The 25,372-nt window shown below is 51.0% G+C and carries 21 protein-coding genes and 1 riboswitch; of the genes, 16 read left to right on the forward strand and 5 right to left on the reverse strand.

Translation table 11 applies throughout. The annotated features are described in order from the left end of the window. The 15 genes from M1136_00005 to xpt all read left to right on the forward strand — a co-directional run. On the forward strand, positions 1-223 hold a 223-nt coding region (locus M1136_00005), incomplete at its 5' end, for an integrase core domain-containing protein (protein ID MCL5074022.1). Between the two features lie 75 nt (positions 224-298). Continuing rightward, a riboswitch (SAM riboswitch) is annotated at positions 299-445 on the forward strand. A 93-nt stretch (positions 446-538) separates the two neighbouring features. After that, positions 539-1,591: an S-methyl-5-thioribose-1-phosphate isomerase gene (gene mtnA / locus M1136_00010; GenBank protein ID MCL5074023.1), complete on the forward strand. Its 1,053-nt coding sequence runs from the start codon at positions 539-541 to the stop codon at positions 1,589-1,591. An 18-nt stretch (positions 1,592-1,609) separates the two neighbouring features. After that, positions 1,610-2,518 carry a PfkB family carbohydrate kinase gene (locus M1136_00015; GenBank protein MCL5074024.1) on the forward strand — a complete coding sequence of 303 codons (909 nt, stop codon included), beginning with the start codon at positions 1,610-1,612 and terminating at the stop codon, positions 2,516-2,518. 22 nt (positions 2,519-2,540) lie between these two features. Then, positions 2,541-3,815, forward strand: coding sequence for an adenosylhomocysteinase (gene ahcY, locus M1136_00020; protein ID MCL5074025.1), 1,275 nt, complete (start codon positions 2,541-2,543; stop codon positions 3,813-3,815). A gap of 111 nt (positions 3,816-3,926) precedes the next feature. Further along, the gene (gene metK / locus M1136_00025) at positions 3,927-5,123 is read left to right on the forward strand and encodes a methionine adenosyltransferase (GenBank protein MCL5074026.1); all 1,197 of its coding nucleotides are present in this window, start codon (positions 3,927-3,929) and stop codon (positions 5,121-5,123) included. A 36-nt stretch (positions 5,124-5,159) separates the two neighbouring features. After that, positions 5,160-6,134: a GDP-mannose 4,6-dehydratase gene (locus tag M1136_00030; GenBank protein MCL5074027.1), complete on the forward strand. Its 975-nt coding sequence runs from the start codon at positions 5,160-5,162 to the stop codon at positions 6,132-6,134. A 12-nt stretch (positions 6,135-6,146) separates the two neighbouring features. Beyond that, on the forward strand, positions 6,147-7,259 hold the full coding sequence (locus M1136_00035; GenBank protein ID MCL5074028.1) for an NDP-sugar synthase: 1,113 nt from the start codon (positions 6,147-6,149) through the stop codon (positions 7,257-7,259). Positions 7,260-7,268: 9 nt separating this feature from the next. Then, positions 7,269-8,312 (forward strand): GDP-mannose 4,6-dehydratase, encoded by a 1,044-nt coding sequence (locus M1136_00040; GenBank protein MCL5074029.1) that lies wholly within the window; start codon positions 7,269-7,271, stop codon positions 8,310-8,312. Positions 8,313-8,422: 110 nt separating this feature from the next. Beyond that, positions 8,423-9,850 carry a phosphoglucomutase/phosphomannomutase family protein gene (locus M1136_00045; GenBank protein MCL5074030.1) on the forward strand — a complete coding sequence of 476 codons (1,428 nt, stop codon included), beginning with the start codon at positions 8,423-8,425 and terminating at the stop codon, positions 9,848-9,850. 2 nt (positions 9,851-9,852) lie between these two features. Then, positions 9,853-10,941 (forward strand): bifunctional phosphoglucose/phosphomannose isomerase, encoded by a 1,089-nt coding sequence (locus M1136_00050; protein MCL5074031.1) that lies wholly within the window; start codon positions 9,853-9,855, stop codon positions 10,939-10,941. Between the two features lie 189 nt (positions 10,942-11,130). Beyond that, the gene (locus M1136_00055; protein ID MCL5074032.1) at positions 11,131-11,418 is read left to right on the forward strand and encodes a hypothetical protein; all 288 of its coding nucleotides are present in this window, start codon (positions 11,131-11,133) and stop codon (positions 11,416-11,418) included. 212 nt (positions 11,419-11,630) lie between these two features. Continuing rightward, positions 11,631-14,693: an O-antigen ligase family protein gene (locus M1136_00060; GenBank protein ID MCL5074033.1), complete on the forward strand. Its 3,063-nt coding sequence runs from the start codon at positions 11,631-11,633 to the stop codon at positions 14,691-14,693. A gap of 4 nt (positions 14,694-14,697) precedes the next feature. Beyond that, positions 14,698-15,717 carry an undecaprenyl/decaprenyl-phosphate alpha-N-acetylglucosaminyl 1-phosphate transferase gene (locus M1136_00065; protein MCL5074034.1) on the forward strand — a complete coding sequence of 340 codons (1,020 nt, stop codon included), beginning with the start codon at positions 14,698-14,700 and terminating at the stop codon, positions 15,715-15,717. Between the two features lie 76 nt (positions 15,718-15,793). After that, positions 15,794-17,107 (forward strand): nucleotide sugar dehydrogenase, encoded by a 1,314-nt coding sequence (locus tag M1136_00070; protein MCL5074035.1) that lies wholly within the window; start codon positions 15,794-15,796, stop codon positions 17,105-17,107. Positions 17,108-17,147: 40 nt separating this feature from the next. Next, positions 17,148-17,723, forward strand: coding sequence for a xanthine phosphoribosyltransferase (gene xpt / locus M1136_00075; protein MCL5074036.1), 576 nt, complete (start codon positions 17,148-17,150; stop codon positions 17,721-17,723). A 9-nt stretch (positions 17,724-17,732) separates the two neighbouring features. Here the strand turns inward: xpt and M1136_00080 are convergent, their stop codons facing one another. Continuing rightward, positions 17,733-18,539, reverse strand: coding sequence for a tetratricopeptide repeat protein (locus M1136_00080; protein MCL5074037.1), 807 nt, complete (start codon positions 18,537-18,539; stop codon positions 17,733-17,735). Between the two features lie 74 nt (positions 18,540-18,613). Beyond that, positions 18,614-19,390, reverse strand: coding sequence for a hypothetical protein (locus M1136_00085; GenBank protein ID MCL5074038.1), 777 nt, complete (start codon positions 19,388-19,390; stop codon positions 18,614-18,616). A 544-nt stretch (positions 19,391-19,934) separates the two neighbouring features. Here M1136_00085 and M1136_00090 point away from each other — a divergent pair. Beyond that, positions 19,935-22,160, forward strand: coding sequence for a bifunctional (p)ppGpp synthetase/guanosine-3',5'-bis(diphosphate) 3'-pyrophosphohydrolase (locus M1136_00090; GenBank protein ID MCL5074039.1), 2,226 nt, complete (start codon positions 19,935-19,937; stop codon positions 22,158-22,160). Positions 22,161-22,199: 39 nt separating this feature from the next. On the opposite strand, the gene M1136_00095 is transcribed toward M1136_00090, so the two are convergent. The 3 genes from M1136_00095 to mtaB are packed head-to-tail and all read right to left on the reverse strand — an operon-like array spanning position 22,200 to position 25,177. Then, positions 22,200-23,387, reverse strand: coding sequence for a FecR family protein (locus M1136_00095; protein MCL5074040.1), 1,188 nt, complete (start codon positions 23,385-23,387; stop codon positions 22,200-22,202). Positions 23,388-23,408: 21 nt separating this feature from the next. After that, positions 23,409-23,693 (reverse strand): acylphosphatase, encoded by a 285-nt coding sequence (locus M1136_00100; GenBank protein MCL5074041.1) that lies wholly within the window; start codon positions 23,691-23,693, stop codon positions 23,409-23,411. A gap of 56 nt (positions 23,694-23,749) precedes the next feature. Next, positions 23,750-25,177: a tRNA (N(6)-L-threonylcarbamoyladenosine(37)-C(2))-methylthiotransferase MtaB gene (gene mtaB, locus M1136_00105; protein ID MCL5074042.1), complete on the reverse strand. Its 1,428-nt coding sequence runs from the start codon at positions 25,175-25,177 to the stop codon at positions 23,750-23,752. Positions 25,178-25,372: the final 195 nt, after the last annotated feature.

Here is a 25,372-nt window from a genome sequence, read left to right on the forward strand (position 1 = left end):
GAATGGACAGGTGGAGCGAGCGCAGCGCACCCACACGGAGGAGTTCTACGAATGCAGCACTGCCGATCCCACCGTTGCCGCCCTGGGGGCCGAGCTACGGGCTTGGGAGAAGGCGTACAACACCATCTGGCCCCACCAGGCCCTGGACTACCTCACGCCCAAGGAGTTCCTCGATGCCTGGAACCAACATCACGGCAGAAAGGAGGTGGTGTCACGGAGGTAGCGAACGAGTACATATATTTACACACGGGAAATGCCTATGCTATAATCCCACCTGACAATTGAATATCTCGCTACGCTCTTATCCAGAGAGGTGGAGGGACTGGCCCAGTGAAGCCCGGCAACCGGCCTAGGGGGTGAGAGGCAAGTCCTAACCAGAGGGGATACCCTTGACTAGGTTTGGTGCCAATTCCGACAGGACGCGTTGCGTTCTGAAAGATGAGAGATGCAGGAGATTTCTTGTAACTTCTCTCATCGGAGAGAAGTTTTTTGTACTGAAACCTTAGGAGAGGAAATTTTAACATGGTGGAGGGATACCTTGCGAACATTAGAATGGAATGACGGTGTACTTCGCCTCATTGATCAACAGAGATTACCTCTGGAGACCGTTATCCTGGAATGTCGGACTTATCAGGATGTTGCCTTGGCTATAAGAGAGATGCGCGTGCGTGGTGCACCAGCAATCGGGGTGACTGCTGCTTATGGAGTGGTCTTGGGAGCTTTAGAGATTAAAGCCCAGACAAGGGAAGCCTTTCTCAGGGAGCTACGCAAAATTGCGGACTACCTGCAGCAGACCCGCCCAACGGCGGTGAATCTATCCTGGGCCCTTGAGCGCATGCTCAGCGTTGCTGCCCGTAGTCGGGGTGATAACGAAGAGATCAAAAGGGCTCTCCTTGTTGAGGCGCAGCGAATGGCCGAGGAGGACGAACTGGCTAATAGAAGATTGGCCTCTTTTGGGGCGGAGCTGATCAAGGACGGCGCCAACATTCTCACCCACTGTAATACCGGCTCGCTAGCGACGGTTCATTACGGAACTGCCCTCGGTGTAATTCGAACGGCCTGGGGACAGGGTAAGAGGATTCACATATTTGTTGATGAAACCCGGCCATTGTTACAAGGGGCGCGGCTGACGGCTTGGGAACTTACGCAGGATGGGATTCCTATGACCTTGATCACGGACAATATGGCTGGATACTTCATGCGGAAGGGGCAGATCAACCTGGCTATCGTTGGGGCCGACCGCATCGCCGCTAATGGTGACTTCGCGAATAAGATCGGCACTTACACGGTGGCCGTATTGGCCAAAGAGCATGGAGTTCCCTTCTACACTGCTGCCCCGACCTCTACGATAGATTTATCTCTCGCCTCGGGTGAAGGGATCCCCATTGAGGAACGTAGCCCTGATGAAGTAGTCTCCATTCGGGGAGTGCGCATTGCTCCCGAAGGCGTTCGCGCCGCCAATCCGGCCTTCGATGTTACTCCTGCCCGTTATCTGGCTGGAATCATTACCGAGAATGGCATTGTACGCCCTCCCTATGAGGAGGGTCTGAGGCGGGTGGTCGAGCTAAGACAAGGGCATGGCCTGAAGTAGTCAAGACGGAGGCATAGCATGAGCGTCCTTGTGATTGGTTCGATAGCCCTGGATGATGTGGAGACACCATTTGGTAAAGTAGATGGAGCTCTCGGAGGTGCAGCCTCATATTTTGCTTTGGCGGCCAGCCTTTACACCAATGTAAACCTGGTAGGCGTCGTTGGAACTGATTTTCCGCAGGGGTACCTAGACCTGCTTGGTCAGCGAAGGGTGGATTTGAAAGGGTTACAACTCCGGCCCGGTAAGACATTTCGCTGGGCTGCTCGCTATGACTTTCCCTTGGATATCGCTCAAACACTGGATACACAGCTGAACGTTTTTGCTGACTTTCATCCCATATTGCCAGAAGACTATCGAGGATCCGACTTCGTTTTCCTGGCCAATATCGATCCCGTTTTGCAGCTGGAGGTCTTGCGTCAGATCAAAGGGGCGCGGCTCACGGTGATGGATACGATGAACTTCTGGATCGAGCGCAAGCGAGCGGACTTGACCACGGTGATAGAAGCAGTGGATATCGTGTTAATGAATGAGGCGGAGGTGAGGCAGTACAGTGGTGCTTACAACGTGATCGCTGCCGCAAGGTATATTTTGCGTTTGGGTCCCAAGGCAGTGATAATCAAGAAGGGAGAGCATGGCTGTGCACTGTTCGGTGATTCGGTCTATTTCGTAGCCCCTGCCTATCCTGTAGAGCAAGTTCTAGACCCTACCGGCGCCGGAGACAGTTTTGCTGGTGGCTTACTTGGCTATTTGAGCACTCAGCAGGAAATAACTCCGGAGGCGATCAAACGAGCCGTTATTCACGGCAGCATTGTTGCCTCTTATACGGTGGAGGATTTTGGGGTGCGAAGATTGGCCTCCTTAAACCAGCAGCAGATAGCCAAGCGCTATGACGAGATCAGGCAGATCACCTATTTTGCCCAGATTTAATCTTAGGAAGGAGATCAAGCAAATGTCAACCAATGTGAGCCTTCGGTATGAGGTAAAGGACCTTTCCTTGGCACCTAAAGGGAAGTTGCGGATCGAATGGGCTGAGGCCCAGATGCCTGTTCTGCGGCTTATTCGGGAGCGATTTGGAAGGGAGAAGCCATTAAAGTCTAAACGCATCTCTGCTTGCCTGCACATCACTAGTGAGACGGCTAACCTTGCTCTTACTCTTAAAGAAGGGGGGGCTGAGTTAGCTCTTTGTGCCAGCAACCCTCTTTCTACGCAGGACGATGTAGCTGCCTCGTTAGTGGCAGATTATGGAATAGCAGTCTTCGCCATTAAGGGTGAGGATAGCGAAACCTACTACAGGCATATCGAGGTTGCTCTCACTCACGGACCAGATATCACTATGGATGATGGTGCTGATTTAGTTTCTACGTTGCATAAAGATACGAGTGGAATGGTGACGAAGGTCATCGGTGGTACGGAGGAGACGACGACAGGGGTTATTCGCCTGCGGAATATGGAAAGGGAGGGTGTCCTGAAATATCCGATCGTCGCTGTAAACGAGTCCAATACAAAACATCTCTTCGATAACCGTTATGGAACAGGGCAGAGTACCATCGATGGCATCCTGCGGGCGACGAATATCCTCTTGGCCGGCAAAAATTTTGTGGTATGCGGCTATGGTTGGTGTGGACGCGGTGTGGCTATGCGGGCGCGAGGGATGGGCGCTAATGTGATTGTGACAGAGGTAGATCCAGTGCGGGCCCTGGAGGCGCTTATGGACGGCTATCGCGTGATGCCCATGGCAGAGGCCGCCAAAATCGGGGATATCTTTGTGACCACCACTGGCAATGTAAACATTATTGATGAGGAGCACTTGAGGTCCTTGAAGAATGGGACTATCCTGGCCAACTCTGGACATTTCAATGATGAGATCAACATTCCAGCTCTCGAGCGGTTAGCTGTGAAGAAACGCCGTGTGCGTGATTTCATCGATGAATATGTTTACGGCGATGGCCGATGCGTTTACCTTTTGGCTGAGGGGCGCCTAGTCAATATATCCGTGGCTGAGGGCCATCCGGCCGCTGTTATGGATATGAGCTTCGCTAATCAAGCTGTAGCGGTTGAGTATCTGGTGAAGCATGCCCAGAAACTAGAGAGGCGAGTTTATCTAGTACCAAGGGAGATCGACCTTGAGATCGCCCGGCTGAAGTTGCACTCGATGGGCGTGCAGATAGACGAATTGACTGCGGCACAGAGAGAGTATCTCGCCTCTTGGGAGGCTGGAACATAGGTAAGGGCTAAGTTGAAGTTATGGCTTGGGTTTCGGTTACAAGGAGGCATCCTTGAATCTAATTAAATGCTAGAGGGAGGGTTTCAAGTGTGTGGCAACGGTAGTTCTTTTATGACATCGGCAAAATTGCTCTTCACTTCGGAGTCGGTAACAGAGGGCCATCCGGACAAGCTTTGTGATCAGATTTCGGATGCTATTTTGGATGCTATCATTGCCGAAGATCCGCTGGCCCGTGTGGCCTGTGAGACAGCGGCCACGACAGGTCTGGTGGTAGTGATGGGTGAGATCACGACTGATTGTTACGTGGATATACAAAAGATCATCAGGGAAACGGTGCGTAGCGTCGGTTACACCAGGGCCAAATATGGCTTTGATGACGAGACTTGTGGGGTGGTCGTCTCGATCAAAGAGCAATCGCCAGATATCAAGATTGGTGTAGATAAGTCCTTCGAGGCGAGAACAGGCGACATGGCCATAGATGATCCATATGCGATTGGGGCTGGCGACCAGGGGATGATGATTGGTTTCGCCTGCAGCGAAACGCCGGAGTTGATGCCCCTCCCTATCTCGCTAGCGCATCGGGTGTGTAAGCGTTTAGCCGAAGTGCGCAAGGATAAAACTCTGCCTTACCTGCGGCCTGATGGTAAATCACAAGTGACGGTTGAATACCACTATGGCAAGCCGTATCGGGTGGACACAGTGGTGGTCGCTGCTCAGCATGATGCGGTGGTAAGCCATGAAGTAATTGAAAGAGATGTGATTGAGCACGTTATCAAGGTTGTGATACCACCTCATATGCTCGATGAAAAAACTAGATACTTCGTTAATCCCACAGGCCGTTTTGTGATTGGGGGGCCGATGGGTGACGCCGGCTTAACAGGACGTAAGATCATTGTGGATACGTACGGCGGCATGGCCAGGCATGGTGGTGGTTGTTTCTCGGGCAAGGATCCCACTAAAGTCGACCGCTCTGGTGCTTATGCGGCTCGCTATGTAGCCAAAAACATAGTTGCGGCCGGCCTGGCCGATAGGTTCGAGATCCAGTTGGCTTACGCTATAGGGGTTGCTCGACCGGTCTCAATCATGATCGAGACCTTCGGTACAGCGAAGGCGCCGGAGAAGACGATTCTGCATCTGATCCACGAGCATTTCGATCTGCGTCCAGCGGCGATCATTGAGTCGTTGCGCTTACGTCGTCCAATCTACCGACCCACGGCGGTATATGGACATTTCGGACGTGATGATATTGATGCTCCCTGGGAGATAGTGGATAAGGCGGCTTTACTTAGGGCGGAGGCTGGGCTATAATCTCGGCAAAAAGGCAATTTTCGAAGCGGGGTAACCTTGCCGAGAGCACTGATTACAGGGATAGCCGGCTTTGCTGGCAGTTATTTAGTTGAGTATCTCCTCTCCACCACAGGGCTGGAGATAAGTGGTATTGTACACGCTGGACACCCCAGCCCTAACCTTGCTCACCTACGTCAACGCCTGACTATTTATGAGGGCGACGTGGCTGAATTCGACTTTGTACAGCATGTCATGCAGGAGGTGCGCCCTGATTATATCTTCCACCTTGCCGGACAAGCAGCAGTGCCGCTAGCCTGGGTACATCCAGGCAAAACAGTAGTTACAAATATCATTGGACAACTGAATGTCCTCGAATCTGTTGTTCGCTGTGGTATAGATCCCCGCATATTGGTGGTAGGTTCTGGGGAGGAGTACGGACTAATCTTCCCGTCGGAGCTACCTGTTACTGAAAACAATGCTCTTCGGCCTAACAACCCTTACGCAGTAAGTAAGATCGCTCAAGATATGTTAGGCTACCAATATTTTATTAGTCATAAGCTGCAGGCAGTGAGGGTCCGTCCCTTTAATCACATCGGGCCACGCCAGAGCGAGGAATTCGTGACTAGCAGCTTTGCCAAGCAGATCGCCGAGGCCGAGCTTGGTCTTCGTGGCCCAACGATCTTAGTGGGTAACCTAGAAACCAGGCGCGACTTCACCGACGTGCGCGATATGGTCAGGGGATACTGGCTGGCTTTATTGCGGGGCAAAGCTGGTGAAGTATATAATCTGGGTAATGGTAGATCCTGGAGTATGGGGGAGATATTGGATATGTTCCTGTCTAAAAGTAGGGTTCCCCTTCAGGTTGAAGCTGATCCCGATCGTCTGCGACCGGCTGACGTGCTGGATGTCGTTTGTGATGCGAGCAAATTTCGTTCTCAAACTGGCTGGTGTCCGGAGATTCCCATCGAACAAACCGTAGAAGAGCTTCTAGATTACTGGCGAAACAGGCTAACCGCCGAATTTAGGGCCTGAGGGGGGAGCTGGATGAAGGCGGTGATCCTAGTCGGTGGGGAAGGGACCAGGCTCAGACCTCTCACCTGTAACCTGCCGAAGCCCATGCTTCCGGTAGTTAATCGTCCGTTCCTGGAACATGTGCTCAGCTATCTGAAGCGACACAATATCAAAGACATCATCCTTAGTATGTGCTACCGGCCTGATGTCATTCAGGAGTATTTTGGCGACGGAGGCGCCTTTGGCGTGAAGCTCACTTATGTTGTGGAAGAGAAGCCCTTGGGAACAGCCGGAGGTGTAAAGAACGTTGAGTCCTATCTGGATGACACCTTCTTCGTTTTCAACGGTGATATTTTGACTGATTTAGATCTGACCGCTATGCACCGTTTTCACCGGGAAAAGAAAGCCAGGGTCACTATCGCCTTAACACCGGTTGAGGATCCAACAGCTTATGGCTTGGTCGAGACTGACGCGGAGAACAAGGTGCGAGGCTTTATCGAGAAGCCAAGTTGGGATCGGGTCACGACTAACCTGATCAATGCTGGGACCTACATCGTGGAACCAGAGGTTTTTCGCTATGTGCCCCCGAAGGTATATTATATGTTTGAACACGGGCTGTTTCCGGTGTTGTTGCAAATGGATGATCCCTTATATGGTTACCCTTCGAATGCCTACTGGATTGATATCGGTACCCCGGCAAAGTATATCACCGTCCATCACGACCTGTTAACCGGACGTATTCGTAAGAGGTTGCCAGGCGAACAGATGCACGATGGCGTCTGGGTAGGTGATGGTTGTCAGATCCATCCTTCAGTCAAATTGACCGGACCAATCGTGCTTGGTAACCATGTGACCATCGGCTCAGGCGTCGTCATCATTGGCCCGGTAGTCGTTGGCGATTACTGTGATATTGGACGAGATACGGTGGTGGAGGATGTCGTAATTTGGGAGAAAACGGTAATCCGCAGCCACGTGATGATGAAAAGTTGTGTAGTTGCTCGTAGCTGTACCATTGAAGATAATACTTGGATCACTCACGGGGCTATTGTCGCTGATAACTGTGTCATCGGTGTGGGCAACAAGATTGAGCAGGGCATCAAAATCTGGCCGAATCGGACGATTGAATCGAACACGATTACATTTTAGGAGGAACGGATGAAGGTCTTAATTACCGGCATAACGGGTATGGCCGGTAGTCATCTGGCAGAGTATCTCCTTGGGCTAGGGGGCATCGAGGTCTATGGGCTCTATCGTTGGCGCAGTCGAATGGAGAACCTATCTGACCTGGCAGCGAACAATAAGCTTAACATAATTGGACAAGGAGGGAATATTACTAGCGTTCAGGACTTGGAGAGGATGCTGAAGACGAACTCCCGGCCGGACAGCGTTAACTTGATTGAAGGAGATATAGCTGATGCCTTCTCCCTGAAAAGACTGGTAGGGGGACTTCGTCCGGATCGCATCTTCCATCTAGCGGCGCAGAGTTATGTGCCCGCCTCTTGGAATGCACCTGCGGATACACTACACTTGAATATAGTGGGACAGGTGAATCTTCTTGAGGCCGTACGGGAGGCGAGCATCGATCCTCTCATCCATGTAGCTGGTAGCAGTGAGGAGTATGGTCTGGTCTACCCCAACGAGGTGCCGGTGAAGGAAACGAATCCGCTCCGTCCCCTTAGCCCATACGCGGTAAGCAAGGTGTGCCAGGAGATGCTCGCCTGGCAGTATCATAAGAGCTACGGATTGCGCACTGTGGTCACGAGAGGATTCAACCATACCGGGCCACGGCGTGGACACGTTTTCGTTACCTCCAGCTTTGCTAAGCAGATCGCTGAGATGGAGAAGGGGCGTAACCCCGCTGCGCTGTATGTTGGTGATCTGACCAGCCAACGAGATTGGAGTGATGTGCGTGATGTAGTGCGGGCTTATTGGCTGGCTCTAGAGAAGGGCATCCCGGGTGAGGTCTACAATGTTGGTTCCGGTGTGTCGCGCACGGTGAAGGAGATGCTGGATATCCTTTTGAGCATGACGTCGGTCAAAATCGAGATCCGACAGGATCCTTCGCGGCTGCGGCCATCTGACGTGAAGATTCTTCTGGCTGACTGCAAAAAATTCCGGCATCAGACAGGATGGGTGCCGGTAATCCCCTTTGAACAAACACTTCGTGATTTATTCGATTACTGGCGCCAAAGGGTTTAGCCATAGTCCAAGAAGCTGGTAAGGTAAGGAATGGGCCTGCCGCAAGCGAGGCAGAATCTTGCGCCGATTTTCTACCCGTTGGCGAGCTTACTATATGAAGAGGTCGATGGATGATTAACAAAATCAGATTTGGTACCGATGGATGGCGAGCTATTTTCGCGGAAGACTATACCTTTGAAAATGTTCGTTTTTGTGCCCAGGGTGTGGCTGATTACCTAAAGGATAGTGGCAGGAGTGCAGGACCACTTGTCGTTGGCTATGATACTCGTTTTGCTTCAGAGCACTTCGCGGCCGCTGTGGCCGAGGTGACCGCGGCCAATGGAATAAAAACGTTGCTGTGTGAGAGAACTGCCCCGACACCGGTCATCTCCTATAGTGTAGTTCAACAAGAGGCTGCCGGGGCGGTTATTATAACCTCCAGTCATAATCCGCCAATTTGGAATGGCGTGAAGTACAAGCCTGAATATGGAGGCTCAGCCTCGCCTCAAGTCATCGCAGAGCTCGAGGAGCGGATCGACCGTGCACAGAGTAGTGGCCACGTGCCACGCCTACCCCTGAATGAGGCTTTGCGGGATGGTATCGTAACCTATTTTGCGCCTGAGCCTATTTATCTCAGCCATATCGCCAATTTAGTGGACCTGGAGCGATTGCGAGGGGCCGGATTTCACATCGTGGCCGATGCGATGTATGGGGCTGGGATGGGCTGCTTCAAATCTATCCTTGGCGGCGGCAAGACCGTGGTGACTGAGATCAATGGTGAACGTAATCCTCTATTTCCTGGCCTGGAGTCTCCAGAGCCTATCGCCAGAAATCTTACGGGACTGATGAGGGCGGTTCGAAAGCATAAGGCCCACATTGGACTGGCCACCGATGGTGATTCCGACCGTATCGGCGTCGTTGATGAGAACGGTCAATATGTCAATCAGCTTCAGGCATTCGCCTTGCTTGCTCTCTACGTTTTGGAGATACGTGGCTGGAGGGGGGCACTGGTCAAATCGATCAATACAACCTCGATGATAAACAGGCTGGGCGAGTTGTACAGTGTGCCTGTCTTCGAGACTGCGGTAGGCTTCAAGCATGTCGGTCTGAAGATGATGGAGGAAAAGGCGATTATTGCTGGTGAGGAGAGCGGGGGATTCGCTTTTAAGGATCATATTCCAGAACGTGACGGTATCCTGGCGGGGTTGTACATTCTGGATATGATGATTGAACTTGGCTGCACGCCGTCCCAGCTAGTGGAGTATCTCTTTTCTAAGGTTGGCCCACGCTATTATGATCGCATAGATACAGGGTTTCCGGCCGAGAAGCGGGATAACATTCTTCGCCATCTACGGGAGGCCCATCTATCTAAGATAGCTGGTCTGGCGGTCACCGACGTACAAACAATAGATGGTTTTAAGTTCTTCCTGGAGGATGGCAGCTGGTTGTTAATCCGCTTTAGTGGTACGGAGCCAATTATGCGTATTTATGCTGAGGCCGGCAGTCCAAGTTTGCTTTCAGATATCCTGCGGTATGGTCAGCAATTGATTGGACTATGAGCATGATGAAGCAACTTGATGATTTAGAGGTAATGCAGCGGATCGATCCTGAGGGGATGCTTGATCGCATCAGTGAGCTCCCTCGGCAATGTTATAACGCCTGGCAAACAGTGACCCGTTTTCGCCTACCTAGCCAATACGGATCTGTTGATAACGCTGTTATCCTGGGGATGGGTGGCTCAGCTATTGGAGGCGACCTGGTACGCTCCTTATTGGCCGACGAGGCCAGGATTCCTGTTATCGTCTGCCGTGAGTACCACGTACCGTCCTTTGTTGGCCCAAATACCCTAGTCATTGGTTCTAGCTATTCGGGGAACACGGAGGAGACGCTCTCTGCCTTCCAGGAAGCCGTAGCTAAGGGGGCTAAGGCCGTGGCCGTTTGCACAGGCGGCAAGTTGCGGGATTGGGCAGAGAAGGAGGCCATACCTGTTCTTTGCTTTGACTACCAAGCGCAGCCCAGGGCAGCACTTGGTTACTCCATTACCCTCTTATTGGGTTTGTTTCAAGGCCTGGGGCTCTGCTCGGATAAGACGGTGGATGTAAAGGAAACCATCGAGATTCTGGAAGAAATGCCGATTGAGTTAGGCCCTGAATTAGCTGAGGAAGAGAATAAAGCCAAGCAGCTGGCCAAATCTATCTACGGACGGCTGCCCGTTGTTTATGGTGGGGGGATACTTTCTGAAGTAGCACGGCGCTGGAAGACGCAATTCAACGAGAATAGTAAGGCATGGAGCTGCTACGAGGCCTTTCCGGAGCTGAATCATAATGCCGTAGTGGGCTATGAGTTCCCGCAGCAATTGGCCAGCTATATCTTAGTTATTCTGTTGGATTCGGATGGTCTACCTCCCCGTCTCCGCCTCCGCTATAAGGTTACCCAACAGATCATGGATAAATATAATATTCAGCATCGCTTGGTTAAAGCGTTGGGGAAAAGCTCATTTGCGCAGATGATGTCAGCACTGTACTTCGGGGATTTCACGAGTTATTATTTGGCCATCCTTTACGGTGTTGATCCCACGCCGGTTAGCGTAATCGGCTATCTTAAGGAGCAGCTGGCAGCGATTGACTTGGATACAGGTGGAAGGATATAATATTAATGCTTAATGATTCTCCGTCCTTTTCGTAGTTTGGATCAGGCTTAAAGATGATGGATGGTGCGGTTACAGCCGTATATCTCTGGGGGCACTAGGTGGAAATCGCCTGAGTGCCCCTTTGCTTTTTATGCTTTGGGAGATCCTTGGAGTTATAATTTGGACAGTTGAATTGAAAGGAGGATACTGGTGAACTCAAGCCTGATTAGCAAGATTGAGAAGGCAAGGCGCTATGCACAAGAAAGGGATCGGGTGACCTTCACCAAATTCGAGGTAAATTTTCAAGGAGAGAACGCCGTACATGCCGTAAGTTACTGTGATGGCCTCTGGCATTGCGATTGCAGCTTTTTTGCTAGCCGGGGGGTTTGTAGCCACACGATGGCGATGCAGAAGATTCTTGGAGAAATGCTCCCGGCTAGCATCCCGAATACACCACACGATTTGTTAGAAATCCCTCTCGGTAGGATCGGCGAGTAGTCACGCTAGCCGTTTCATCAAGTTGGTGTTTCTTAAGTCGGGCCACAGGGCAGCTGCCCGGTGGCCAAGATGCCCTCTGAGCAAAATCAAATAAAAGAAGATTCAGTGAAATACTGCCGAATCTGTCGGTGGGTTACAGCCTCATTTCTTCCGTCAAATATCTTGCCTGATGGTTCCGAATCGGTGATCGACCGTGGGGGACGCTGAATTCTATGACTAAGCTCGGCTTATTTTGTGAAAATATCCTCGAAGCTGGCTGGCTGGCAACGATTGCAGCTGTACCGCTATTTTTCAATATTTATAGCAGCCGCGTATTTGAGCCAGATAAGATCATCATCTTACGTTGCATTGTCCTTGTCATGGCCCTATCCTTTGCGATCAGGGGCTTTGAGCGAGGATGGAAACGGGCCCAAGCTGGGGATGTGGCTAAGGACAAACAGCCAGGCGTAGTTCTATCTGTTCACAAAAGAGGACTTTCTCCAAACTTGCTCCTCGTTTCAACTTTGTTTTTTGCTCTCGCTTACACTTTAGCGACCTTGTTTTCCATCGTTCCATCGATTAGTCTCTGGGGATCTTACCAGCGTTTACAAGGGACGTACACTGTATTCACCTACTTGTTGTTCTTCCTTATGGTCATTCAAACCCTGCGTCGGCGGGAGCAGCTCGATCGTCTGATCAACGTTATTCTCTTAACCAGCGTGCCAATCTCCCTCTACGGGCTTGTACAGCATCTTAGTAAAGACCCATTGCCCTGGTCTGGGGATGTAGTTTTCCGGGTTACCTCCTCGATGGGCAACGCTATCTTCCTGGGGGCTTATCTTATTATGGTCGTGCCGCTAACTCTAGCCAGGTTGCTGGATGCTCTGGCCAGGCTGCGTCAACTTCCCAAGCCGCCCATAGGGCACTTTTACGCCGGCAGCTCAGCCCTGCTAGGGCGACTGGCGATACTGATCCTGCAAAATGTGGTCTTAGCGATACCAGTGATCTATAGCGTTAACGCGCCCAATGTATGGTGGGGGGCACTTGGGGCCATAGGCATTTTCTTGGCCTTGAGCCTATCCTTCAGGATTGAGCGGGCATCATATCTAGTTGTTTTGGGCGAGATGGTGGGCTATGGGCTACTCCTGTGTCTCCAGCTCGTCACTCTTTTCCTTACCCAAAGTCGCGGTCCACTGTTGGGACTATTGGCCGGTCTGCTTTTCTTCCTTCTGGCCTTGGCCCAACGTCGGAAACAGCGGCGGTTGCTATGGAGTACAGTGGCCGTATCATCGCTACTGGTCGGTCTATTGATCGTTTTCAATCTCTCTGGTACACCACTCGAACCGTTCAAAAAAGTTCCCTATATTGGACGTCTTGGTGAGCTAACCCAAGTGGAGAGAGGCACAGGCAAGGTGAGGATACTCATCTGGCAAGGGGCGTTGCAACTAATCACCACAAAGCCGAATGTTGGCTTTAGAACGGATCCGTTAGGTGTTCTGCGTCCATTAGTTGGCTATGGGCCGGAGGCTATGTTAGTAGCCTTTAGTAAGGTCTATCCACCCAATCTCGCTCATTACGAGGCACGCAACGCCTCTCCTGATCGTAGCCATAATGATCTCTTGGACCACCTGGTGATGGAGGGCGTACTGGGCTTGGTCTCCTTTCTCTTATTGGTCAGTGTCGGATTCTACTATGGTTGGAAACTCTTGTGGCAGACAAATGGGTTCTGTGGCCAAGCACTCATCCTGGGCCTTCTTTCTGCCCTTGTGGCTCATTTCATTGAGTTGCAATTCGGCATTGCGATCGTGGCTACCTGGACCTACTTCTGGCTCTATTTGGCTCTTTTAGGATGCCTTGGCGCCAGGGTGATCGAGCGGTCATCGGCTGAGGCGGGTGTGGTTAGCACCAGGCCTGGTGACACAACTGACAAAGGGATTAAGAAGCTGTCCAAGAGTAAGGCTGGCGCAGTGAGGGGAACTATTAGCGTTGGTCGCCATGCCCCAAAGGAACGCCTTGCTGTTGGCGGGATGGTCCTACCAGGTGCCACCTTGACTTGGTCCTATTTGTCAATCAGCGTCATGGCCATGTGGATTCTGTCTAGACTGCCTCCTATAGAGAACGTCCAGTTGGCTCTGGTGGGAGCGTTCGTTTGGTTTTTGCTCGGTATGGTGCTAGTGGCCATATCTCTACCGAAGGTTTCCTGGTCAAATATCTGGCAACGCCGCAATTGGTGGGCTTATGCGATAGTGACTCCGCTCATTGGCATGGCCGTGTTTTTGAACCTTAACGTTATTGCCGCTGACGTGTATTATAAGCGTGCTGATACAGCAGATAAAGTGCGCAACTGGGAGGTTAGCCTTAACGCTTACCAACATGCCATTGCACTGGCTCCGAATCAGGATCTCTATTATCTGTTCTTGGGACGGGCTTATCTAGAGATAGCTCGCTCCAGCTCTAAGGTAAAGGCCTCTCCTCCGCTTGCTTTTACCCTTCAAGATGCGCTATCTCTATCTGTAAAGCGGTTGACCGAGTTGAGTAGGGAGGACTTGTTGAATCTTAGTCTGGTCACTTTAGAGGAAGCCCGGCGTCTGAATCCACTTAACACAGATCATTATGCCAATTTGGCTCGTCTCTATCGAGCCTGGGGCGAATTAGCTGATCGAAATAAGCTGGACTTGGCTCATCGCTACTACCAGCAGGCTACCACCCTTAGCCCTCATTCTGCTCATCTTTATGATGAGTGGGCCCAGATATATCTGCTGCAGGGTAACCGACAGGAGGCGTTACGGAAGGTTGAGGCTAGTCTTCAGCTTGATCCACTTTATTATCTCAGCTATGTGATCAGAGGAGACGTCTTTCTCTCAGAAGGAGAGTTTGACCAAGCCCTGGCGGACCACCGTAAGGCCACCGACTTGAATCCGTCTGCCCTGGCTGATTCGCAGTTTCAACAACGGGTGGAACTCTATCTCAAAGGTGGCCGTGACGAGTCCCTCGCCAACATTCTGGGCCGAGCAGTGTCGCAGAATCCCAATCTGACTGTAGTGCATAACCTCTTTGGCTATGTTTTGTCTCGTCAGGGGAAGCTGCGTGAAGCAGCGCAACAATTTGAGGCCAGCGTGGCCATCGAACCGAGAGATTGGCTCGCTTACAGAAACCTGGCCCTGGTCTATAGGGATATGGGTGCTATGGATCAAGCCATTGCTGCTGCTCAGGCAGCAAAGCGTTATGCTCCAACTACTGAAGCGTCAGGTCTGCAAGCCTTTATCGATGATTTGCAGAAGAGGAGAGGGCCGTAACGTTATGCTTAACTATCTGCTTATTTTCGCCGTTGCCTTGACTCTAGCTATCGGTGCTACTCCTGTTGTGAAGCGCATCGCCTTAGCTACGGGTACGATAGATCGACCTGACCAGCGCAAGATTCAGGCTGAGGCCGTGCCTTTACTAGGAGGGATATCCATCTATGTTGCCTCTGCCCTTGCTCTATTCATCTTTGCGGAGCGATTCTATGTGCCACAATTGATAGCTATCTTCATCGGAGCGACGCTCGTCTCCTTCCTGGGCATTTGGGATGATCGGTGGGGATTGCGACCGTTGCTCAAGTTAGGTGGTCAAACGACGGCGGCTCTGATCCTCATTGCTGTTGGGGTGCACGTGGAATTCTTGCGTCAGCCGATCTTAAACTATGCTGTGACCATCATATGGGTTGTAGGCATCACCAATGCCTTGAACCTTCTTGATAATATGGACGGCTTATCCGGAGGTGTGGCCGCCATCGCCTCGGCCTTCTTCTTCCTTTTGGCCGTAGGGAGTGGTCAATTCCTCGTGGCCAGTTTGGCTGCTGCTCTGCTGGGAGCATGTTTGGGTTTTCTTTATTACAATTTTAATCCGGCGACCATTTTCCTGGGAGATACAGGTAGCCTATTCCTCGGCTACGCTTTGGCGGCGGTGGGCATCAAGTTAAGATTTGAAAACACCGACATAGTAACTTGGATGATTCCGGTGATGGTTCTGCTTCTGCCGATTTTTGATACTACCCTTGTAGTCGTTTCCCGGCTCCGCCGAGGCTTAAATCCCCTGACGAATCCGGGGAAGGACCACATGAGTCATCGGTTGGTAGCGCTTGGATGGACGCAACGGGAAGCGGTTATGGCTCTATATTTGGTTTGTGGCGCGTTGGGCATGTTGTCTCTTTTTCTGACGAAGGCTGGAGTGGTCGAAGCCTATTTAATTGGTTCAGCTGTACTGGTGATCGCACTGGTGACTCTGGTGTGGCTGGAAAGGGTCTGTAATGGCTGGGGTAGCAAGGGAAGGGGAGATTAAGCGAGACTCCGCTCGGTCTAGCAGCCATAGGATTACGCCATTCGATCTACATAGCAAGATTGCCACAAGGAAAGCTGTGATTTGTGTCATTGGTCTGGGCTATGTGGGATTGCCTTTGGCTGTAGCTTTTGCCAAGGTAGGGTTCAGGGTCTGGGGCATCGATGTTGACGCTGATAGAGTTCGGTCCATCAATAATGGAGCAAGTTACATCGGCGATATCACCGGAGAGGTGGTGGCTGAGCTCGTCGCTGCAAAGCGGCTAGAAGCCAGCGCTGATTATGACTTAGTACAACAATCGGATGTGGTTCTGATCTGTGTTCCCACCCCATTTACACCACACAAATCTCCTGATCTCTCCCATGTGGTGGCAGCGGCCAGCGAAATCGCTATCCATATACAACCCGGTCAGCTCATCCTATTGCAGAGTACGACCTACCCAGGTACAACAGAAGAGGTAGTCTTACCGATCCTGGAGAAATCCGGATTGAAAGCTGGGGTTGATTTCTACTTGTCCTTCTCCCCAGAGCGGATTAGCCCTGGAGACAAGCGATACACTGTTGAGAATACTCCTAAGGTGATTGGTGGACTGACCTCTCAATGCGCTGAGCTAGCGGCGGCACTCTTCGGGCAAATGTCGTCTCAGGTGCACATTGTTTCCTCGCCCAGAGTAGCGGAGATGACCAAGCTTTTGGAGAACACCTTTCGTAGCGTCAATATCGCCTTAGTGAACGAATTAGCTAAGCTTTGTGAAAGGATGGGACTTGATATCTGGGAAGTAATCGAGGCAGCCTCAACTAAGCCGTTCGGATTTATGCCGTTTTACCCTGGACCTGGGGTGGGAGGTCACTGTATTGCGGTAGACCCTTATTACCTCCTCTGGAAGGCAAGGGAATATGATTTTTACACGAAATTCATTGAGCTAGCGGCTGAGGTGAATCTAGATATGCCCTTTCATGTGGTGGCAAAAGTTGCTGAGGCCTTAAGCACACATCGTAAATGCCTTCGTGGGGCAAAGATTGTTGTGCTTGGTGTCGCCTATAAGAAAGATATAGGCGACGCACGTAATGCTCCAGCTGAACGGATTATCGAGCTGCTACTACGTAGCCAGGCTGATGTTGTCTACAACGATCCCTACGTGCCAGAATTTAAGGTAGGCTCTGATGTTTTCTATCACGAAGAACGTGTATTGAGGTCGATGCCTCTGAATGAGGACTTGCTCCAGAATGCAGACTGTGTGGTGATCATCAGCGGCCACACGTGCTACGATTATAGCTGGATTGTGGCCAAGTCTCCTCTGATTGTAGATGCAACTAATGCGACGAGGGATGTGGGCCATAGCCGGGGAAAAATTGTCAGGCTGGGAGCGCCTCATTGGAGGGGGCAGAGATGAAAGTTCAGCAGCCCGTCTGAACGGGCTAAGGGGGCAGTAAATGGAGGAGCTACGCCAGGCAATCCTAAAATACGGTCAGGTATTAGGCGATGGCATCCTAAAAGTTGATGCCTTCCTGAATCATCAAATCGATTGTGTTCTCTTATTCAAGGGGGCTGAGGACTTAGCTTCCAGGTTCAGGGCTCAAGAGCCAACTAAAGTTTTGACGGCGGAGAGCTCTGGGATCACACCGGCTGTGCTAACCGGGTTGGCGTTGGGCGTGCCCGTGCTCTATGCGCGAAAGAGAAGGCCGATTACTATGCCTGAGGTGGTCTACCGTCGCTGTGTTCCCTCACACACGAAGGGTATTGTGGTTGATTTGATGATCTCTCCTGAGTTCATCAGTCCACAAGATAGAGTCTTAATTGTGGATGATTTTCTGGCCACAGGGCTTACAATTGAGGCTCTGTCCGAATTGGTGACCGATGCAGGGGCACAGTTGGTAGGCATTGGTGTGGTGATCGAGAAAACGTTCGAAGGTGGGCGGGAGCGGCTCGCGCCTTTAAAGGTACCCATAGAGTCTTTAGTGAGAATAAGTTGCCTTGACGAAGGGAGAATCACCTTCGCCCCACCTTAAATAAAGCGGTTACTCACTATTCTGTTCCTCGTTGAGATCCCCCTCCTCAAGCTCTTCCGGTTCGGACTCTGTTTCCAGGCCAAGTTCAGGCTCTTCAAACTCCTCTTCTTCGAATTCATACTTGAGTAACGTATCCTTTATATAAGGCCTTATCGTGCTCTCAGGGGTAACCTTGGATGGGAAGGAGATCTTACCGATTTGACTGGGGTCTTGGTAGATCTCTCTAATAATAATATCCACCCGGCCGTCACCGAGGGCCATCAAGGCAGCCGCGTAACGGTTACCACCTCTCATTAGGTCGATCAGACGTTGGCTCAGGTGTGGTTCGACCTGGCCCAAGTATTCATCACGGACGCTGTAGACAAGTAGGGCGCGGCCCCGTGGCGTTAGGTGAACCTCTTCTCCCACAGCTACCTTAGCCAGTGTCTCGCTATCCGCTAGATGCGTCAAGGTAACCACCCCTGTCTTGCCGCTTTCAGCCATGAACATATGCGGGATCACCTTGCCAGGCTCTTTAGCTGGTAATTGATCGATAGTGAGTTGTGAGAGGCGTGAGAGATTCTTCTGAGCGATGGTATTATTGGGGTCTATCTCGACAGCGCGTTGATAGGCTTCTCGTGCCTCTCGATAACGACCAAGCTCAGTCAAGGCCCTCCCCAACCGGTTGTAAGCGTCAACGTCGTTTGGGAAGAGATCAAGGATGGTACGATTGATAGCCACCGCATCCTCCCAGCGGTTTTGCATTGCCAAGGAGATTGCCTGCTCAATCCAGCGTTTCTTTAGCCTATCCCGGCTTTCGCTCTGAAATTGTGTCATTTAACATCTACCCCATAAGACCCAAAATTTTTGGTTGCATTGTAAAGATTATATCTATCTCTGGCAAGATGCACTTAACTGCCTCTCAGCATGAAGGTAGACCCCAGGACGAAGGCAAGTCCGATGGCCGTCACCAAACTGAACTCTGTCACAAGGCGGCTATTCAAGCGGCCAGCCAGATAGTATTGGCTAAGACCACTCATAATATAAAATATCAGGAGCAAGAACACGCCACCAACAAGCCCATTGATAATCCAATAGTTCAGTCCCCAGGTGATCTCGCCCATAATTAAGCCGATGATGCCAGAGTATAGCCATGTTCTTCGCGCATCTCCCTCTGTACCTCTTAAGAGTTCGAGGGATAGTAAAGCGCTCACAAACATTACCGCTGTGGCCGACATCAGGCTACGAATCTTCGGCGTGTAGATGGCCACGTAGAGGATGAAGGCAATCAGATAAGAGACCAGGTTGAGGGCAAGCCTGGCAACATTATACAGTGGATCCTCGCGGTCTATGGTGTGGAACAGGCTGATGATGACTGTCATTAGCATTAGTCCGCTGAAGGCCAGTCCTATTACTACGCTGAGCCCGCTGCTGAACAGCGGTAAGCGCAGAAATAGAAACGCGCCGGAGACCAATAAGGCCGGCAAAACCCAAATTGTAAATGTATATCTGCGTCGTCGTAATTGAACGCGCCAATAAGAGTGAACAATGAAGTCGCTACCGAGGCAGACTAGAATAACCATGATGATAGCGAGTATCCAAAGTATTGAGGGATCGACGATGAGGGAAAGGGCTAATCCAGACAAAATGAGGCTGACCAGAATAGCCACCCGCTCAATATTAGACAAAGTTGCTCCCCTAAAGTAATTTCCAAAAGGTATCTTGTATTGCCCTTGGGATGTTCTGGTCGGATATCCTTGATCCGGCAGTCAATATTATGCCTGATAATATAGTTTCTGGACACCGGCTGTCAAATTATGGTCGGTTAGCCCTCATCCCCCTTACCCCCTTCTCCCACAAGGTGGGAGAAGGGGGAATAGAGGCTAGGGCAGAGCCCTAGAACCCTCCCAGAAGGGGGTCACCCCCCTTCTGGACTACCCCCTGAGGGGATAGAGGCCGGGGCGGAGCCCCCTCTGGACTCCTCATTGGGCAATACCATAGCGCACTTAGACGAGGCTGTCCAAATAATCTGCAGAAGGATTCAAGCACCACAGTAGGTTGTATTAAGATGAGCATGTAGGAGCCCGACTAATTGTGGATGATTAGGCTAATTCTAAAGATTCCGCACACTTAAACAAATTTATTGCGCTGGGGTCAATGTTACACTATACTTTCAGTATAAGTAATGTTGAGTTTTATCACGGAGGGTTACTTACAGACGGGCGAGGGATGATGGCAAGACAGGGGGAGACAACCACCAATCAATTGCCACTATATCAGAATAGACTCACGATTGATGATTTGCTCAAGCGTGTCGCTGGTTATTTGCCGGAGACGGATCTGATCCTCATCAAGCAAGCTTACGACTTCGCCGTGCGCTCTCATGGCGATCAAGCACGGCACTCTGGCGAGCCGTATGTCACTCATCCTTTGGTGGTAGCCACGATTCTGGCCGAACTTCGTCTTGATGTCACGGCTATCATCGCGGCCTTACTGCACGATGTCCCCGAAGATACCGACGTTGGACTGTCAGAGATTCGATCGGTTTTTGGGGAAGAGACAGCCAAGCTCGTTGATGGCGTTACCAAGCTCAGTCGTATCGACTGGATGGCGATGGAACAGGCTAGGAGTAAACGGCCTGTTTCCTCTTACAGCGATGATGAGACCAGCCCTCGCGCGGAGAATCTACGGAAGATGGTCTTAGCTATGGCTGAGGATATCCGTGTCATTTTGATTAAGTTGGCTGATCGCTTGCATAATATGCGCACCCTTGCGCATTTACCACTCGACAAGCAGCGAAGCATTGCTCAAGAGACACTAGAGGTCTATGCTCCGTTGGCCAGCCGCCTGGGCATCTGGCAAATGAAGTGGCAGTTAGAGGATCTGGCCTTTAGACACGTCGAACCGGAGAAGTATCATGAAATCGCCACTATGCTGGTGGCGCGTCGCACTACACGTGAGAGATATATTAACCAGGTTATCTCCATATTGCAACAGGAGCTGGAACGGGCGGGGATTAGAGCCGAGATCAGTGGGAGACCCAAGCATATCTACAGCATCTATCGCAAGATGCAGACACGAGGCGTAGATTTCAGCCAAATGTATGACCTGCTGGCTGTGCGTGTGCTCGTTGACGATGTACCTGATTGCTACCATGCTATAGGTGTTGTTCATTCCCTTTGGCATCCCATACCTGGACAGTTTGATGACTATATAGCTATGCCGAAGGAGAGTCTATATCAATCCTTGCATACTGCGGTAATCGGTCCTGAGGGGAAACCACTTGAGATTCAGATCAGGACACATGAGATGCATCGAGTGGCCGAATATGGCGTAGCCGCGCATTGGCGATATAAAGAGGGCAGTAAACGGGACATCAAATTTGAGGAAAAGATCGCCTGGCTCAGACAACTCATCGAGTGGCAGAAGGAGATGGCTGGTGCTCAGGAATTTGTCGAATCATTGAAAGCTGACATCTTCCGGGACCGCGTTTACGTTTTCACCCCAAGGGGAGAGATCAAAGATCTGCCGGTGGGGGCTACACCGCTGGATTTTGCCTATCGTATCCACACCGACGTTGGACATCACTGTATCGGGGCGAAGGTAAATGGCCGACTCGTACCACTGGACTATGAGCTTAAGAGTGGCGAGATCGTCGAAATCCTTACATCGAAGTCGCCGCGAGGGCCGAGTCGTGATTGGTTGAACCCTAACCTTGGCTACGTAAAGACGGCTCACGCCCGAGAAAAGATCCGCCAGTGGTTCAAGCGGCAACAACGGGAGGAGAATATTGCCCGTGGCCGTGAACAGATAGAGAAAGAGTTAAGTCGGTTGGGACTGTCCAATGAAAAGTTGGAAGATATAGCCAAATTGGCCAAATATGATAAAGTCGATGATTTCCTGGCTGCTGTAGGCTACGGTGATGTTAATCTTCAGCATATCGCCGTGCGTTTGACTGCCCAGCGTGAGAGTCAGATTGCCACTCCAAGCAGCGGGGCTAAAGCAGCTACTGCTGCCATGGGTATACAGGTCATGGGAGTGGGAGATCTTTTGACTAGTTTGGCTAGGTGTTGTAACCCAGTGCCAGGAGACGATATTGTCGGCTTTATAACTCGGGGTAGGGGGGTAACAATCCATCGCAAAGATTGTTATAACGTTCAATCCGAAGACGAGCGGGAGCGCCTGGTAAATGTGGCCTGGGGACGTGCTGGACAGCAGGTCTATCCTGTGCCTATCCGCATTGAGGCTTGGGATAGAGATGGTCTGGTGCGTGATGTGGCCACAGTTATCGCTGAAGATAGGATTAATATATTATCGATGAACGTGGAGACACATCCCGATCGGACGGCTACTATCAAGGTTAGCCTTGAGATAAGTAGTATCGATAAGCTTAGTCGTGTTCTGGCTAAACTGGAAGGGATTAAAGATGTCTCCAGCGTTACACGTGATCACTCTTGAGTGAACCAGGTAGGCCAAACCTAACTATACCAACGCTTATCATTCAGTGACCAGCCGCACATTAGTTGTTTCACTTACGAAGTCGTGACCGGAGGCGGCTATCTCTATCCATAGAATGTAGGCTGGCCTGGGCGATATAGTGTCTGGATCAAAGAGGTCAGCCTCAAAGGTATCCCACCTCCCCTCCGGTACTCGTTTGCCATTCCAAGTGGGGTAGTTGTCCTTGTTTTGAAAGTAGAAACCACGAATCCAAGAGGCTTCACTTTGATACATATCTCTATATCTGATTCGTACCAGCAAGGGATATTCCGAGCCTAAGATCCCCCCACCGGATAGCGATTGTTTAAGTAGCTTCAAGTCAAGGGTCAACTTCAGTGATTGAAAATCGGTAACATCCTTATTGATGTCTTGACGGATGAAGGTTTCCACGTGCTTACCTTCACTACCAAGACGGGTGAATCTTAGAACGTTACGTCCTTCCTCAGTCCGCACAGTGGCATCGCCAGGCACATCGCCTTGCTGTTCCCGATTGCCTTTTAGCCAGCCGGTCAGACCGTCGTTGCCCTGTGTAAAGTTACTATTTATAAGCAGATCACGAGCGGCCGGTTGAGGATCTCTGGGAGGGTGTTTACTCCCGATCTCTGTTCGCTCGCGCTGAAGTAATTCTACCGTCTTTCCGGCTGATGTTACGCTGGCTGAACCATAATGAGTGACGATATAGGTCGTTTCGCCAATGATTTCGATGCTATAACTGCCCTCTCGCAGTAACATCGAGGCTTGAGGTGTCTCCACCTCGAAGCTTCTTGCTCTTGTTGATGGGGGCGCTATCTCGAAGCGTGTGTGTCCACCTTGCTGTCTTAAGGCGATAGCCATGGAGTTAAGATTATAGCGGGTAGATCGTAGCTGTACGATGGTGACGCTGGTCTCTGGCCATAGACGTACATTGCTGCCATCAAAAAGCCAGATGATGGCCTGCGAATTAGTCGCTGTCCTGATGGTGTCATTTTCTCCGATCTCTAGGCCGCTAGTGGCGTTAGTTTCCACTTTAGCTCCAGGAGCTTGTCGCAGGACAGTGCCACTAAGGATCTCAACTTTGGCTTGGCGGGGATCCATGGCATTAGAAAGGTACCAATTAATGCCTGTGATGAGCGAGGTTGTAATTAGACAAAGGGTAAAAAATGAAGAACATAGGACGGCCCAGGCGAGCCTTTCCGGATTTCTAGGCATTCGCTCCCTCAAACATTGAGTCTAGAATCGCACCTGGAAGCGGGAGAATTCGCCTCGGGCCTCTTCCCATTCAACATCTACCCTTTCTACTTCGGCTGACGAAGGTCCAACTCTGAGCAGGCTCAGCAATTCTCGTAGGTCGTTCTCGTTTCCCTCGGCTACGACCTCTACTGATCTGCCATCCGGGGAGTTGCGTACAAACCCCGTCAAACCTAACCTGTTAGCTTGTCGTATCACAAAGTAACGAAAGCCAACGCCCTGAACGAGCCCGTGAACGACGGCGGAGACACGCCTCCCTTTTAGCATTCGAATGCTTCCCGAAGAAGGTTCTCCCCTGATGGAGTGGGGCAGAAATCGCTGGCTCAAATGTAACAAAAAGTGCCATCCGATGTCAAAAAGTCCGCAGCGCACAGGAATAATTCTCCGAGCAGGCCAGACGAAAGCTCACCGACCAGCCTTGTATCCACTATCTTATTGGCTAGGCTATTCGTCGTCTTCGTATAGACGCGAATATAATTATCTGTAAGCCCTTCCCAAAAGGTATAGTCGTAGAGTCCCTGAAACTCTGTTCCCGCAAGGACCTTTGCCTGTTCTCTTGGGCACATCCTCTGCTCATATAGAACTCGGCCCATTGTACCGACAAATTGGGCCCGAAATCGTTGACCACTCTCCTTGGCCAACTTTAGCAGCATTTCACTCCGTACTTTTTTCGCCGCCTCAGGCACCTGACCAGGCATAGCGGCTGCTGGTGTTCCGCATCGAGGGGAGAAATTGAAGACGTGGATGCGAGCAAAGCTGGCTTCTTTAGCAAAATGGTAACTCTCTTCGAACTCCTTGTTCGTCTCACCGGGAAAGCCGACGATCATATCAGTGGTGATAGCTACATCCGGTATGGCTTGTCGTATCAGATGCATCGTGGTTAGGAAGCTGGCTGTATCATAGCCGCGGCGCATACGTTGAAGAACAGCATCACTACCACTTTGTAAGGGCAAATGAAAATGTCTACATAACCTGGGATTTGGCCAGAGATTCAAAAGGGATGGATCGAAATCCTGAGGCTCTACGGAGGAAAGTCTCAAGCGAGGACAGGAAGTCTCCCTTAATATGGCCCCAACCAGGTCAGCCAAGCCATAATTGGTATGGGGAGCAAGGTCCTGCCCGTATTTACCCAGGCGTATGCCACATAGCACCACCTCTTGATAATCTTGCTCAACCAGTTCCCGAATATCCGTGAGCACGGTGTCTGGGGCGATGCTATGCTCCTGTCCACGGGCGAATGGCACGATGCAGTAACTACAAAACTTGCTGCAACCATCTTGAATCTTGAGGAAGGCACGGGTTCGCAACTTAGTCCTTAACCCCCTCTTCGATGTCCTCACAGGATATGCGGATAATTCTGATAAGGGCCAACTGGATCCTTCGTCTGTTCTTCGAGATAAGGTGGCCTGTCGGATCGAGGTGAGTATTTCAACCTTATTTCTGCTGGTTACGATCAGATCGACGTCTCCGGTCGCCGCTACTTCTTCTGGTGCCGTCCGTACATAGCATCCGGTGACCACGATCAAAGATTGCCGATTACGTCGTCTAGCTTGGCGAATCAGCTGGCGCGACTTTCGGTCGGCCATATGTGTTACGGTACACGTATTGATGATGTAGATATCGGCTGGCGCAGTGAATGGGACAAGTCGGAAACCATTCAGCCGAAATTCCTTCCCTAGCCCGTCACTCTCGGCCTGATTAACCTTACAACCTAAGGTGGCTATAGCCACTGTAGGATTTGGGATAGACATCCTTTCAGAAACGCTCCTTAAATTACCCTCTTATTTTGTCTCTGCTCTCGCCTTATATAGCTTACAGTGTTATACAGCTTAGTCAAGTTCATGTACTCGTTCGCTACCTCCGTGACACCACCTCCTTTCTGCCGTGATGTTGGTTCCAGGCATCGAGGAACTCCTTGGGCGTGAGGTAGTCCAGGGCCTGGGGGG

It is taken from the genome of Chloroflexota bacterium, from assembly GCA_023475225.1.
Lineage (GTDB): Bacteria > Chloroflexota > UBA6077 > FW602-bin22 > JAMCVK01 > JAMCVK01.